Origin of the sequence: Streptosporangium vulgare (assembly GCF_042428775.1) — a bacterium.
In the GTDB taxonomy this organism is placed as follows: Bacteria; Actinomycetota; Actinomycetes; order Streptosporangiales; family Streptosporangiaceae; genus Streptosporangium; species Streptosporangium vulgare.
This window is the reverse complement of sequence record NZ_JBHMBS010000005.1, coordinates 264,451-278,983: the sequence shown is the minus strand read 5'-3', so window position 1 is coordinate 278,983 and position 14,533 is coordinate 264,451. Positions and strand designations below refer to the sequence as shown.

10 protein-coding genes are annotated in these 14,533 nt (G+C 71.4%); 6 read left to right on the top strand and 4 right to left on the bottom strand.

The features are described 5' to 3' along the window. Positions 1-169 precede the first annotated feature (169 nt). The 3 genes from ACFFRH_RS13245 to ACFFRH_RS13235 all read left to right on the top strand — a co-directional run bounded on the left by ACFFRH_RS13245 (position 170) and on the right by ACFFRH_RS13235 (position 6,070). A complete protein-coding gene (locus ACFFRH_RS13245; RefSeq protein ID WP_344747248.1) occupies positions 170-1,900 on the top strand; it encodes a carbohydrate-binding module family 20 domain-containing protein in 1,731 nt (576 codons plus the stop codon). A 91-nt stretch (positions 1,901-1,991) separates the two neighbouring features. Then, entirely contained in the window at positions 1,992-4,976 is a 2,985-nt protein-coding gene (locus ACFFRH_RS13240; protein WP_344747247.1) for a carbohydrate binding domain-containing protein, read from the top strand. Between the two features lie 218 nt (positions 4,977-5,194). Next, complete coding sequence (locus ACFFRH_RS13235; protein ID WP_344747246.1) at positions 5,195-6,070, top strand: AEC family transporter; 876 nt, start codon at positions 5,195-5,197, stop codon at positions 6,068-6,070. 13 nt (positions 6,071-6,083) lie between these two features. On the opposite strand, the gene ACFFRH_RS13230 is transcribed toward ACFFRH_RS13235, so the two are convergent. Further along, a complete protein-coding gene (locus ACFFRH_RS13230; protein ID WP_344747245.1) occupies positions 6,084-7,040 on the bottom strand; it encodes a GntR family transcriptional regulator in 957 nt (318 codons plus the stop codon). A 136-nt stretch (positions 7,041-7,176) separates the two neighbouring features. Between ACFFRH_RS13230 and ACFFRH_RS13225 the strand changes: the two genes are divergently transcribed. Then, positions 7,177-7,773, top strand: coding sequence for a GNAT family N-acetyltransferase (locus ACFFRH_RS13225; protein WP_344747244.1), 597 nt, complete (start codon positions 7,177-7,179; stop codon positions 7,771-7,773). Positions 7,774-7,834: 61 nt separating this feature from the next. Beyond that, the gene (locus ACFFRH_RS13220) at positions 7,835-8,713 is read left to right on the top strand and encodes an alpha/beta hydrolase (protein WP_344747243.1); all 879 of its coding nucleotides are present in this window, start codon (positions 7,835-7,837) and stop codon (positions 8,711-8,713) included. A gap of 213 nt (positions 8,714-8,926) precedes the next feature. Here the strand turns inward: ACFFRH_RS13220 and ACFFRH_RS13215 are convergent, their stop codons facing one another. Further along, a complete protein-coding gene (locus tag ACFFRH_RS13215; RefSeq protein ID WP_344747242.1) occupies positions 8,927-11,449 on the bottom strand; it encodes a WD40 repeat domain-containing serine/threonine protein kinase in 2,523 nt (840 codons plus the stop codon). A 572-nt stretch (positions 11,450-12,021) separates the two neighbouring features. Beyond that, positions 12,022-12,423, bottom strand: a complete 402-nt coding sequence (locus ACFFRH_RS13210) for a winged helix-turn-helix transcriptional regulator (RefSeq protein ID WP_386156506.1) — start codon at positions 12,421-12,423, stop codon at positions 12,022-12,024. 262 nt (positions 12,424-12,685) lie between these two features. Between ACFFRH_RS13210 and ACFFRH_RS13205 the strand changes: the two genes are divergently transcribed. Then, positions 12,686-13,339 carry an NAD(P)-dependent oxidoreductase gene (locus ACFFRH_RS13205; protein ID WP_386156503.1) on the top strand — a complete coding sequence of 218 codons (654 nt, stop codon included), beginning with the start codon at positions 12,686-12,688 and terminating at the stop codon, positions 13,337-13,339. A 172-nt stretch (positions 13,340-13,511) separates the two neighbouring features. On the opposite strand, the gene ACFFRH_RS13200 is transcribed toward ACFFRH_RS13205, so the two are convergent. Continuing rightward, positions 13,512-14,309: an ArsR/SmtB family transcription factor gene (locus ACFFRH_RS13200; RefSeq protein ID WP_386156500.1), complete on the bottom strand. Its 798-nt coding sequence runs from the start codon at positions 14,307-14,309 to the stop codon at positions 13,512-13,514. Between the last annotated feature and the right edge of the window lie 224 nt (positions 14,310-14,533).

Below are 14,533 nucleotides of genomic sequence, written 5' to 3'. Positions count from 1 at the left end.
CTCGTCCAACCCCGAGAGAGCCCGCTTTCGTCCAGCCCCGGCAGAACCGCACGGAACTCCCCGGAACCCCCGGGGAGTTCCCCTACAGCCCCGCCAGACCGCCGGGCCGGGTGTTGCAGCACCCGGCCCGGCCAGGGAACCCGTCCATCGATCCTGGAGGCCCCCACCCATGAAACCCTACAGAGTCATCGTCACCACGGCGTTGAGCGCCCTGGTGAGCGCCGCCGTGCTGGTGCCCGGCGCGCTGAGCGCCCCCGCCCAGGCCGCGCCGCCCACCCCCGGCCCGATCGTCAAGCTGTGGAACTGGAACTGGAACTCCGTCGCCAGGGAGTGCACCGACGTGCTCGGCCCTGCCGGGTACGCCGCCGTGCAGGTCTCCCCGCCGAGCGACTCGATGTCCAAGGGCGGCTCGGTCTGGTGGGACATCTACCAGCCCGCCCGCTACACCCTCACCAGCAAGTTCGGTGACGAGAACGCGTTCAGGAACATGGTGAACGCCTGCCACGCGGCGGGCGTCAAGGTCCACGCCGACGCCGTCGTCAACCACATGACCGGTCAGGGCAGCACCAGCTACGGCGGCTACACCTTCGGCAAGTACAACTACCCGGGCCTCTACTCCGCCGCCGACTTCCACTCCCCCACCTGCACCATCAACGGCTCCGACTACGTCAACGACGGCTGGCGGGTGCAGAACTGCGAGCTGGTCGGCCTGTCCGACCTCAACACCGGCTCCGAGTACGTCCGCGACCAGATCGCGGGCTACCTCAACAAGCTGACCTCCCTGGGCGTGGACGGCTTCCGCGTCGACGGCGCCAAGCACATCAACCCCGGCGACCTCGCCGCGATCAAGGGCAAGCTCACCGGCTCGCCGTACATCCACCAGGAGGTCATCCAGGGAGACGGCGAGGCGATCACGCCGAGCCAGTACACCGGCATCGGCGACGTCCACGAGTTCGTGTACGGGCGCAAGCTCAAGGAGCAGTTCGGCGGCGGGCAGATCAAGAACCTGCAGAGCTTCGGGCAGAGCTGGGGCCTGTCGGTGCCCAGCGACAAGGCCGTGGTGTTCATCGACAACCACGACACCGAGCGCAACGGCTCGACCATGAACTACAAGTACGGCGACGCCTACAAGCTGGCCAACGTCTTCATGCTCGCCTGGCCGTACGGCACGCCGAGGGTCTACTCCGGGTTCACCTGGAGCAACGCCGAGGCCGGCCCGCCCTCGGCCAATGGCGGCTTCGCCACCGACGCCAACTGCGGCAACGGCCAGTGGACCTGCTTCCACCGCCAGATGAACGGCATGGTCGGCTTCAACCGCGCCGTGCAGGGCACCTCGGTCGGCAACTGGTACGACAACGGCAACAACGTGATCGCCTTCAGCCGGGGCGCGAAGGGCTGGGTCGCGATCAACAACGAGGGCGGCAGCGTCACCCGCACCTTCGCCACCGGCCTGCCCGCCGGGACCTACGCCAACGTCGCGGGCGGCGGCACGGTGACCGTCGGCGCGGGCGGCTCGGCCTCGGTGACCGTCCCCGCCAGGGGCGCGGTCGCCATCCACACCGGCGCCTCGGGCCCCGGCCCCAGCCCGACGCCGACCGTCGACCCCGGCCAGGTCGCCACCACGTTCAACGCGACCGTGACCACGAACTGGGGCCAGAACGTCTTCGTCGTCGGCAACGTCTCCCAGCTCGGCTCCTGGAACCCGGCGAACGCCGTCGCCCTGTCGTCGGCCGCGTACCCGGTCTGGAGGGCCACGGTGAACCTGCCGCCCGGCACGGCGATCCAGTACAAGTACATCAAGAAGAACTCCGACGGCTCGGTGACGTGGGAGAGCGACCCCAACCGATCCTTCACCACCCCGGCGAGCGGCACCGCGACACGTAACGACAGCTGGCGCTGACCTGTGGGCCGGGCTTCGGCCCGGCCCGCCATCCAGGACGCCCATCGGCGTCCTGGACCACCCCCTCGCCGTCTCGTACGGAGGAACCACCATGCGCTCATCTCCCAAACGTGCCCTCAGACTGCTCACCGTCGCGGCCTTCGGCCTGGCCTCCGCCGTCGTCCCGCTGTCCGCGGCCCTCGCCGCCAACAGCGTGACCGTCTACTACGCGACCACCTGGGCGAACGCCAACATCCACTACCAGCCCACCGGCGGCGCCTGGACCACCGTCCCCGGCGTCATCATGGACGAGGCCGCCTGCGCCGGCTGGAAGAAGAAGACCGTCGCCCTCGGCACCGCCACCGGGCTCAAGGCCGCCTTCAACAACGGAAGCGGCACCTGGGACAACAACAACGGCGCCGACTACACCATCGCCACCGGGACCGTGAAGGTCTCCGGTGGCCAGGTGACGTCTGGCAACCCGTGCCCGGGAGGCGAATCACCGGCCAACCAGGCCGTCGTCTACTTCCACAAGAAGACCAAGGGCTGGACGACCGCCAACATCCACTACCAGCCCACCGACGGCGCCTGGACCACCGTCCCCGGTCTCGCCATGGACGAGGCCGCCTGCGCCGACTGGGCCAAGAAGACCGTCGCCCTCGGCACCGCCACCGGGCTCAAGGCCGCCTTCAACAACGGAAGCGGCACCTGGGACAACAACAACGGCGCCGACTACACCATCGCCACCGGCGTCAGCACCGTCAGGAACGGCGCGGTGACCGGCGACGCCGCGGACCCGTGCGCCCCCGAGATCCCGGACACCGAGGAGCCCAGCACGCCGACGGGCGTGACAGCGGCCGCGACCGGTGTCTCGATCGCGCTCGCCTGGAACGCCTCCACCGACAACGTCAAGGTGACCGGTTACAAGGTCACCCGCACCGGCGGCACCGGGGGAACCAGGGTCGTCGACGTGACGGCCACCGCGCTCTCCGACACCGGCCTGGCGGAGAACACCCTCTACCGCTACACCGTCCAGGCCAGGGACGCCGCCGGCAACCTCTCCGAGGCGAGCGGGGAGGCCACCGCCACCACCGGGAGGAAGCCCGAGGAGCCCGAGGGCGGCACCCCGCTCGGCGGCGACCCGCGCGAGGACTCCATCTACTTCGTGATGACCGCCCGGTTCGCCGACGGCGACACCTCCAACAACCGGGGAGGCAGCCAGCACGTGAAGTCGGGCAACGCCGCGAACAACGATCCGATGTTCCGCGGTGACTTCAAGGGCCTGGTCGACAAGCTCGACTACATCAAGGGCCTCGGCTTCTCGGCCCTGTGGATCACCCCGGTCGTGCTCAACCGCTCCGACTACGACTTCCACGGCTACCACGGCTGGGACTTCCACCGGGTCGACCCCCGACTGGAGTCCGAGGGCACGTCGTACCAGGACCTGATCAACGCCGCCCACGCCAAGGGCATCAAGATCTACCAGGACGTCGTCTACAACCACAGTTCCCGCTGGGGCGCCAAGGGCCTGTTCACCCCCACCGTGTGGGGCGCGCGCGACGACCAGTGGAAGTGGCTCTACAGCGAGAAGGAGGCGGGCCGGGAGTACGACCCGATGCGGGAGCACCAGGGGAACGACCCGAGCCTGACGGCCGCGCAGAACGCGATGGCCAAGGGCAGGCCGTACAACGGCGACCAGTGGTCCACCACCGAGCCGACCGGCAACACCTGCCGCGACTGGGGCACTCCCACCCAGTGGAGCAGCCCCGAGGGGTTCCGCATCCACAACTGCCAGTGGCCGAACCCGACCTCCGGCATGTTCCCCGCGAACTACTACCACCAGTGCTGGATCGGCAACTGGGAGGGCGAGGACTCCCGGAGTTGCTGGCTGCACGACGACCTGGCCGACTTCAACACGGAGAGCAAGGTCGTCCAGGACTACCTGATCGACGTCTACAACAAGTACATCGACATGGGCGTGGACGGTTTCCGCGTCGACACCGCCGTGCACATCCCCAGGGTCACCTGGAACCGCCGGTTCCTGCCCGCGATCCGCGAGCACGCGACCGCGAGGTTCGGCGCCGAGAAGGCCAAGGACTTCTACGTCTTCGGTGAGGTCGCCGCGTTCGTGCACGACAAGTGGAACCGCGGCTCGGTGAACCACTCCGCCCAGTTCTTCACCTGGAAGGAGCGCAAGGAGTACAGCGCCGACGACGTCAGGGCGGCGATCGAGCAGTACGACTACGAGAACCTGATGGGCTCGGGCAACCAGCCCACCAGCAACAACGCCACGCTGAACGGCAACACCTACCACGCGCCCGACCACAGCAGGTTCTCCGGCATGAACGTCATCGACATGCGCATGCACATGAACTTCGGCGAGGCGTCCAACGCGTTCGGCAACGGCAAGGACTCCGACGACAGCTACAACGACGCCACCTACAACACCGTCTACGTCGACTCCCACGACTACGGCCCGAACAAGTCCTCGGTCCGCTACGACGGCGGCACCGACGCCTGGGCGGAGAACATGAGCCTGATGTGGACCTTCCGCGGCATTCCGACGCTCTACTACGGCTCGGAGATCGAGTTCCAGGCGGGCAAGCCGATCGACTGCGGGCCGACCTGCCCGCTGGCCACGACGGGACGCGCCTATTTCGGTGACCGCCTGGCGGGATCGGTCACCGCCTCGGGCTTCGGCACGGTGTCCAGTGCCTCGGGCACGGTGGCGCAGACCCTCGACAAGCCGCTGGTCAAGCACGTGCAGCGGCTCAACCAGATCCGCAGGGCCGTCCCGGCGCTGCAGAAGGGGCAGTACTCCACCGAGGGTGTCTCGGGTGGCATCGCCTACAAGCGTCGTTTCACGCAGGGGTCCGTGGACAGCTTCGTACTGGTCTCGGTCTCCGGGAACGCCACCTTCACCGGCATCCCCAACGGCACCTACGTCGACGCCGTCACCGGTGACAGCAAGACCGTCACCGGCGGAACACTCACCATCTCCCTGAGCGGCAAGGGCAACCTGCGGACCTACGTGCTCGCGCTGCCCGGCAACCCCGCTCCCGGCAAGGTCGGCGTCGCGGGACCGTACCTGAGGTAACCGCGCCCGACGGCACCGCCCGGATCGGCCCAGGGGCCGATCCGGGCGGGGCCGCGCCCTCCACCGGCGACACGTGGCGATCCCGCCGATCGCCACTCGGCGCCGTGACCTCGTTGGTTCGCCGGTCACGGCACCGGACGTGCCGGCGTTCCCCCGTGACGGGCGGAGCGGTGCCGAGCTTTTCCGGGGAGCGCGAGAACCCGGCTACGGTATGCCGAGTGCAGTCGGTTATCGCGGCATTTATCCCGATATGGTTTATCGGTGCCCTCGGCTGGCTGGCCGCCCGGTTCGGGTGGGCGGGCGACCAGGCCCGGCAGGCGCTGACGCGGTTCGCGTTCACCGTCGCGATGCCCGCGGTGCTGTTCACCACGCTCAGCCGTACCCCGCTCGACCGGATCCAGCCCGGCCCGCTGCTCGCCTTCGCGATCAGCACCTTCGCCGTCGGCCTGCTCGCGCTCGCGCTGTTCCGCGGCGGGCTGCCCGAACGGGTGCTCGCCGCGATGTCGTCGTCCTACGTCAACGCCGGCAACCTCGGCATCCCCGTCGGCCTGTACGTCCTGGACGACGCGACGTTCGTGGTGTCGGTCCTGATCTTCCAGGTCCTGATGGTCTCCCCGCTGATCTTCCTCGGCCTCGGGGCCGGGCGCGCGTCCTTCCTCGCCCCGTTGCGGACGCCGATCGTGATCGCCTCGTTCCTCGGCCTGGGCGTGTCGGCCCTCGGCCTGCGGCTGCCCGGCCTCGCGCTGCGGCCCCTGGAGATCCTCGGCGGCGCCGCGGTGCCCCTGGCGCTCTTCTCGCTGGGCATGTCCCTGAACGGCACGGCCGTCTCCTGGCGCAGGACGGCACCGGCGGTGCTGCTCAAGCTGCTGCTCCAGCCGCTGGTGGCGTTCCTGGTCGGGCGCTTCCTCCTGCACCTCGACGGCCCGGCGCTCTTCGCGGCCGTCCTGTTCGCCGGACTCCCCACCGCGCAGAACACGTTCGTGTACGCCGCCGAGTACGGCCGCCCCACCGACCTGCCCCGCGACGCCATCCTGGTCTCCAGCGTCCTGTCCCTGGGCACCCTGTCCCTCATCGCCCTGCTGGGAGCCGCCTGAGCCGAGGACGGAACTACGGGCGCGTCCGTTCCACCAGGGCGGCGAACCCGTCGAGGTGGCGCGCGAGGCTGTACTCGAACAGTCCGTCCACGTCCGGCACCTCCTCCCCGGTGAGCGTGGCCAGCAGCGGGAACCGTCCGGAGTCGAGGAGTTCGTCGGCCCGCTCCCGCCGCGCCAGCCACCACCGGTCGAGCGTCACCCCGGTCTCCTGCTCGGCCTCGGCCTCGTCCGCCATGGACAGCGCGACGCTGATGACCAGCGCGGGCAGCGTGAGCGCCTCGCGGATCCGGGTCTCCATGGGCAGCCCGAGCCCGTCGAGCGCGCGCAGGGTCCACTCGGTGTGCTCCATCACGTTGGGCGCAAGCGACGGGCGGACGAACGAGACGGCCCTGGGCAGCCAGAGGTGCCTGCGGCACAGCTCCCACTGCAGGCGGGAGATGAGTTCGAGCTTGGCCCGCCAGCCGTCCGGGCCCGGGACGGGAAGCTCCGGTTCGCCGAAGACCTCGTCGGTCATCCGCGTCACCAGCTCCTCCTTGCTCGAAACGTGCCGGTACAGCGACATCGGGCCGACACCGAACTCGGCCGCGAGCCGCCGCATGGACACGGCGTCGAGTCCCTCGGTGTCGGCGATCGCGATGGCGGCCCGGAGAGTCCGCTTCAGGCTCAGCGCCTGCCGGGGAACGCCGGCCCGCCGTGGTCCGGGAGGAGGGGGCACGGCGACCGGCCGCGTCCGGCTCCTGAGGGCGCCGACCACCGTGCCGGCGCCGACCCTCGTCTCGACCAGCCCCTCGTCGCGGAGGGTGGCCACCACCCTGGTCGCGGTCGCGACCGCGACGCCCCACCGCCGGGCGATCTCCCGGACGGACGGCACCCGGTCTCCGGGCCGCAGGTCACCGGCCAGGATCCGGGCACGGACCTCCGCGACGATCTGCCGGTACGGCGGTTCCGGTCGCTGCGCCGACGACGGCATGGAAGGGCCCCTGATCTTCGGTGAGGTTGCTGCCGGTCAAGAGTGTACTAGTTCAATCTTTCCGTACCAGTGCACTTTGACGTGCTGAACCCCTGAAATATGACCATTTGTACGGTCAGCTCAATACGCTGCACCCATGACAGTCGATACACCGTACGCATCCGTGCGGCGGGCGGATGACGCGGACCTGCGGGTGGTGTCGGACGTGCTGACCGAGGCGTTCATGAACGATCCCCTCGTCTGCTGGCTCTTCCCCGACGCGGACCGGCGAGGCCGTCTCCAGGCGCACCACCACCGCTCCCTGCTCGCCCATCCCGCCGCCGAGGCGTACCTGACCGGCCACCACGAGGGCGCCTCGATATGGCTGACGCTGGCTACGGGCCAGACGCCGTACGAGGACGGCTGGGGCCAGGAGACGGCCTTCGGTGAGGACGGCGCGCGATTGACGGCCCTGGGCGAGGCGCTGGCCCCACGGCACCCCGACCGCGAACCGCACCTCTACCTCCCGTGCATGGGGGTGATCGGCGTGCGGCGGGGCACCGGACTCGGCTCGGCGATGTTGCGGCACCGGCTGGGGCGAGCCGACGCCGACGAGCTCGCCGTGTATCTGGAGGCGAGCTCGCCCCGGAGCCACGCCCTCTACCTGCGGCACGGATTCGAGGATCTCGGCGAGCCGGTTCGCGTGGCGGACAGCCCGCCCCTGTGGCCGATGTGGCGCCCGCCGCGCCGTTGACCACCCACCCCGCACCACACCACCCGTTCAACAGACGGAAACAGACAGAAGGAGAACGTCGATGACCACGAACCGCGACACCGACCGGCGACCGCCGACCCTGGTATTCGTCCACGGCACCCATTCCTCGTCCGCCTGGGCCTCGGGGCTCACCACCGAGCTCACCCTGCGCGGGCACCGGTGCGTCGCCGTCGACCTCCCTGGACACGGCGGCGAGGCGTTCTCCCCCCGTTCGTACCAGGCCCCGCAGGACCTCGCGGAGCTGGCGGCCGAGCCGTCACCGCTCGCCAAGATCACCATCGACGACTACGTCGAGCGAGTGGTGGAGGTGGTCCGCCGCGCCCGCCGCCACGGGCCCGTGATCCTCGCCGGCATGAGCCAGGGCGGCGTCACCGTGAGCAGGGTCGGCAACGCCGTCCCCGAACTGCTCGACCGGGTCGTCTACGTCGCGGCGTACTGCTGCGTGGACCTGCCGAACATGACCGCCTATCTCAAAACGCCGGAGAACGGCGACAGCCTGCTCCCCCTGATCGCCGCGACCGTGGTCGCCGATCCGGCGGTCCTGGGGGTGACCAGGCTCAACTGGCGCTCGGCCGACCCGGCGGTGTTCCACGCCGTCAAGGACACCCTGGCCGGGGACTTCACCGACGAGGGGGTACGGCGGCTGCTCAGCGTGCTGGAGCCGGACGAGACCGCCGCCATACCCCTGGCCGAAGCCCGGGGCGAGGCGCACACCTGGGGCCGGATCCCCCGGACCTACGTGCGCTTCACCCTCGACCGGCTGATCCCGCCCGCGTTGCAGGACCGGTTCGTCGCGGAGGCCGACCGCCTCACCCCGGACAACCCGACCGACGTGCGAAGCGTCGCGGCTCCCCATGTCGGCCCGTTCGATCGGCCCGAGCTGGTGGAGATCTTCTCGGAGCTCGCCTCCGGTCGCTGACCCGGCACGGCACCCTCCTGGACAAGCGGCACGTTCCTCGAGAAGTCGCGTATGGCTGAGGGCGAGGGCCCACTGACCCGGGGCCGGTCGACGCGGGCGCCGGAAGCCGCGCACGGCCGATCGAGGTGAGGGCCCGGTGCCCCGGGGCCGGTCGACGCGGGCGCCGGAAATCGCGCACGGCCGAGGGCGAGGGCCCGGCGTCCCGGGGACCGGTCAGCGCAGGCGCCACACGCGGACGGTGTCGTCTCCGCCTCCGGTGACCGCGACGGGGCTCCCGCCGAGTTCGGCCACCGCGGCGGCGAACACGTTGTGGTCGTGGGCCTTGAACGGCCGCCCCGCCCGCTTTCCGGTGTCGAGGTCGTGGACCTGCGCGGTGGCGTCGTTGCTGCCGGAGACGACGACGGTGAGCGACCCCACCCGGCCGACGGCCAGGGAGTAGACCCAGCCGCTGTGGTCCCGGATGGGCGGGCGTGCCTCACCGGCGCCCGCGGCGTCGTCGATGTGGATGTCCTGCGCGCCCCCGGCGGACAGCACCACGAGCCGGCCGTCCAGTTCGGCCGTGGTGACGGCGCTGACCTGGCCGCGCTGGGTGAGGATCGTCTCGCCGGGCCCGGAGCGGAGCGGCCAGCGGCGCACCGTACCGTCACCGCCGCCGGTGAACACGACGGGCTCGCCGTCGAGCTCGGCGGCGGCCAGGCCGAACACGGCGCCGTCGGAGGCGCGGCGGGCCTTGCCGATCGCGGCGCCCGTCCTCAGGTCCCACACGCGCAGGCTCCCGTCGCGGCCCCCGGTCACCACGACGGGCTCGCCGTCGAGGGTGGCGAGGGCGAGGGAGAAGACGGGCACGGCGGCGTCGATCGCCTTGCCGACCGGCTTGCGGGTGGCGAGGTCCCAGCGGCGTACGGTGCCGTCGTCGCCGCCCGACACCGCGATCGTCCTGCCGTCCAGTTCGGTGACCGCGACGGAGCGCACCCAGTTGGTGTGCCCGGTGAGCGTGGCCAGCGGCCTGCGGGTGGCGAGGTCCCACAGGCGGACGGTGCGGTCGTTGGCCCCGGAGACGATCACGGACCTGCCGCCGACCTGGGCGATCGCCACCGTCTGGAGGTCGTCGCGGTGGCCGCGCAGCGGGCCGCCGACCGGTGCGCTCTTCCAGTTCCCGGTGACCGAGGTGGGGGTGGCGGCGGGAGACGGGGAACCGCTGGGGGATGGGGAGCCGCTGGGCGGCGGCGAGGCGCTGGGCGGCACGGACTCGCCGGGCGAGGGGGATTCCCCGGAGATCGCCGGGGAGCCGGTCAGCGCGACGGGGGTGGGGTCCGCGGGCTCCTCCCCCGTACCCGCCAGCAGCGGCGGGAGCACGAAGGCGCCCGCGGAGACCGCGACGGCCGAGACGGCGACGGCGGCCCCGATCCACCACGGGCGCGACCGGCCGGACGCGCCCGGCACGGTCGCGTCGGCGGATCCCTTCCACGCACCCCCGGGCAAGGCCGGTCCCCCGGGACCCGCCGGGCTCCACCGCTCCGGTGTGTCGCCCGGACCGATCGGTGACGGCCCGGTGTAGGAGGGCCGCGTGGGCGCGGCGCTCCGCCCGGGTGGCGGCAATGGCTGGGACGTCGGCTGGGACGTCGGCTGGGGTGGAGGCTCGGACAGCGATCGGGAAAGCGGCTGCCGGGACGGCGGGAGTTGGGACGGCTCGAACTCGCCGTCCCACCCTGAAGACGGCTGCCCGGACTCATCGTTCGGCTCGGGAGACGGCTGCCCGGACTCGGCACCCCATCCGGGGGACGGCTGCGGCGGCGGTGGCCGCTCGGCTCGCGAGGGTTGCCGGGACGACGACGGCTGGCCCCCTGCTGACTGCCCGGCCCGCGGCGGTGACGGGGACGGTGGCGCGGCCGGAGACGGAGACGAGGACGGTGGCGCGGCGGCGCCGGCCGACGACTGGCGGATCAGCCGGAACAGCAGGTCGGGGGCGGTCGGCCGGTCGGCGGGTGTCTTGGCCAGGCAGGCACGCAGCAGCGGCCGCAGTCCCTCGGGCACCTCCGACAGGTCGGGCTCGGCGGTGAGGATGCGGTGGAGCACGGCCGGGATGGTGTCCCGGCCGAACGCGGGACTGCCGGTGGCGGCGAACACCATCGTCACCGCCCAGCTGAACACGTCCGAGGGAGCGGCGGCGGGCTCGCCGTGGATCTGCTCGGGTGACATGTAGGTCGGGGTCCCGAAGGCGCCGCTGGTCTGGGCGGGCCCGGCGTCGAGCGCCTTGGAGACGCCGAAGTCGATGACGCGCGGGCCGTCGAAGCCGAGGAGCACGTTGGCCGGTTTGAAGTCGCGGTGCGCGATCCCCGCCTGGTGGATGGCGACGAGCGCGGTGGCCGTGCTGATCGCGATGCGCTGCAGGGCGGCGCCGTCGCGCGGCCCCTCCCTCTCGACGGCCTGCTGCAGCGACGGCCCGTCGATGAACTCGCTCACCACGTAGAGGTGGTCGCCGCTCTCCCCCGCGTCGAGCACGCGGGCGGTGCAGAACTCGGCGATCTGCCGGGCGACGGCGATCTCCCGCTCGAAGCGCGCCCTCGCGACCCGGTCGGCGGCGAACCTCGGGTGCAGCACCTTGACCGCGACGCGCTCACCGGCCGGGTCACGGCCGAGGTAGACCGTGCCCTGCCCGCCCTCGCCGAGCCTGGCCTCGATCGTGTACGGGCCAAGGCTCGCGGGGTCGCCGGGCCGCGGCGCCGTGACAGCCATCGTGCTCCTCCCAGGTACGCACCCACCCGGAACCGCTCCCCGCCGTACGAGGGGTGAAGCAGGCGCCGGACCGTGGGAGGCCGAGTCCCGGGAAAGAGCATGCCATCACCGACAAATTAGACCAAACGCCCACGGGCCCCCGTCTCCCGCCCGCCCGCCCGCCACGAGGCGACCTCCCGCCGCTCCGATGACCGGTACCCGAGGATGGCCGGTGCCCGGGGACGACGGGACGGGACGGCCGGACGGGATGGTCCGCGAGCCGGCCCCCGCCAGGCTCGCGGCTTTCCCGGCAGCCGGTGCGGCACCCGCGAGGAACGGCACCGGCGTCGTCGAAACGACGACGAGGACGGATCCAGCCTTTTCCCGCCCGCCCCCCGTGGATCGGTCAGGGCGGGTCTTTCCGAACGTTAGGCAGGGACGCGGCGGAAAGCATGAGTATCCCCTACTCATCCCACCGGACCCTCGCCCGGCAGAAGACGCGAGTCCCCACGGCATGGGTCCGCGTCCCCTCTCCACCCGGCAACGACGTCACGGAACGGTTCGCGATGACCGCAGTTCACGGTGGCGGTGGTTCAGGAGTCGCCGGGACGGTCCTCCCGCACCGGGACGGTCACCCGGTCCTCGTATGCGTCGCGGGCCCTGAGCAGCTCGGGCAGGTGCGCCTGGCTCCAGTGGCAGCAGGCGTTCATCGGTTCGAGGAGCGTGTGCCCCAGCGAGGTCAGCGCGTACTCGACCCTGGGCGGGATCTCGGGATGGACCGAGCGGGAGACCAGCCCGTCGCGCTCCATCGCTCGCAGGGTCTCGGTAAGCACCTTCGGGGTGATGCCGCGCAGCGGCACCTGCAGCTCGGAGAAGCGCCGGGGACCGTCCTGCAGGCATCTGATGATCTTCGGGGTCCACTTCCCGCCGATCTGGAACGGCGGGGTACCGGGGGCGCATCCGGTGAACATGTCGGGATCGAGCGGCTCAATCACCCTCCCAGCGTACGCGCGGCCATCACGTCGCACGGGCCACCGCCGCGATCACCGTCGTACCGGCCACCGCCACGCGAGCACCACCGCACGGTCGTCACCGCACGCGGGCCGTCGCCGTACGCGTCGTCCCCGTACGCGTCGTCCCCGTGCGCGGGACCCCCTTCGCACGCGGGTCGGTATCGTTGCGGGAACCGAGGGGTCACGGGCTACCGTCCGCGTCAGAGGCCGGCGATCACGCCGGTCCCGTCGATCGGAGCCCTGGATGAGCAGGATCGTTGTCTTCGGAGCGGGAGGCCGGGCGGGCCGCCGGACGGTCGCGGAGGCCGCCGCCCGCGGCCACCGGGTCACCGCGGTCGTCCGCGAACCGGCCCGGTACCCGGACCTGGCCGGTGACGGTGTGACCGTGGTCTCCGGCGACGTCACCGGCGCGGACAGCGTCGCGGCGGCCGCCGCCGGGCACGACGCGGCCGTCAACGCCGCCGCCCGGCTCGACGTGTCCGCGACGGATTTCTACCTGGCCTCCACCACCGCCCTGCTGGACGGTCTGGCGCGGGCGGGTGTCGGCAGGCTGGTCGCGATCGGTATCGGCACCACCCTGGAGACCGCGCCGGGGGTGCCTCTCTACAGCACGCCCGGCTTCCCCGCCGAGGCACGCGACTTCTCCCTGGGACACGCGGCGGAACTCGACGCCCTGCGCGCGGCGGACACCGCGATCGACTGGGTGGTGCTCGCCCCACCCGCGGTCCTCCTGGACGAGAAGGCCGCGCGCACCGGCCGGTACCGGACCGGCGACACCCGGCTGCCGTCCGCCGACGAGAGCGCGCCCCCGTTCTCCTACGCCGACCTCGCGGTCGCGGTCGTCGACGAGATCGAGACCCCGAAGCACCACCGGGCACTGGTCGCCGTGTCGTACTGAACCGGCGGTTTCCCGGCACCGGAACCGGTTCCTGACAGGCGGTTCCTGGCGGGAACGGCACCCCGAGACCGGGGGCTCTCCGGGGAGGCACGAGAGCAGGACCGGCGCCGGGTCGTTCCCCAGCGCTCCGGGGAGGGACGCCGCCCACCGGCAGCGAACCGCCACCCGCCCCCTAACCGAGCGGCAGCGTCTCGCCCGATTCCAGCAGGGTCTTCAGGTTCGACAGGATCTCGGGCCAGCCCTGACTGACCCCCTTGATCATCTCGCTGCCGGCGACGAGGCCCTCGTGGGTCACGGTCAGCTTGACCGTGGCCCCACCGGCGGGCTCGATCTCGAAGGTGATCTTCGAGATCGGCTCCTTCCTGAGCTCGGCGAGCTTCTCGTCGCTCCAGCCGAACAGGTCGGCGACCTCCCGCTCGTAGTTGTGCCAGGTGTACGACAGGCGCTTGCCGGGCTCGGCCTCGAGCACCCGCTGGCCCCAGTCGTTGTACTCGCCGTCCGCGGTGACCTTCCACTCGATCGGGGCCCCGGGCGTCCAGTCGGATCGCGGACCCCCGCCGCCGAAGTAGCGGCTGATGAAGGCCGGGCCGGTCAGGGCCTCCCACAGCCGTTCGGGAGTGGTCATGATGTAGCTGACGTAGACGAAGCTGGTCTCGGACACGTGCGTCCCCTCCAGGGCTCGTTTCAGGTCGGCGAGCGCGCGCGCCCGCTCGCGGTCGTAGCGGCCGATCCAGCGGTCGGCGATCTCGTTGATGGGCGCGGCGTTGAGGTAGTGGAACTTCTCCCTGCCACGCCTGACCGTCTCCACCAGACCTGCCGCCTCCAGGACGGACAGGTGCTTGGTCACGGCCTGCCGGGTCATGTCCAGCCCAGCGCACAGCTCGCGCAGGGTCTGGCCGTTGTGCCGGTTGAGGCTGTCGAGCAGCCTCCGGCGACTGGCGTCGGCGAGGGCTTTGAATACCGCGTCCATGCTGTCTCACAGAGTTAGGCAACCATTCGGATGCGTGTCCGAATATAGGCAACCCTTTGGTTGCCTGTCAATGTGGGCGACCGCGCCGTCGCGCTCAGGATCTCCGTAGATGATGAGCCTGACGGCCGCGACGACGCCGGAGACGATCACGGAGAGCATCACGAGGGGAAGGGGCGCGCCCAGGGGGTCGAGCGGCCTGGCGAGCACGATCGTAAGAGCCCGGC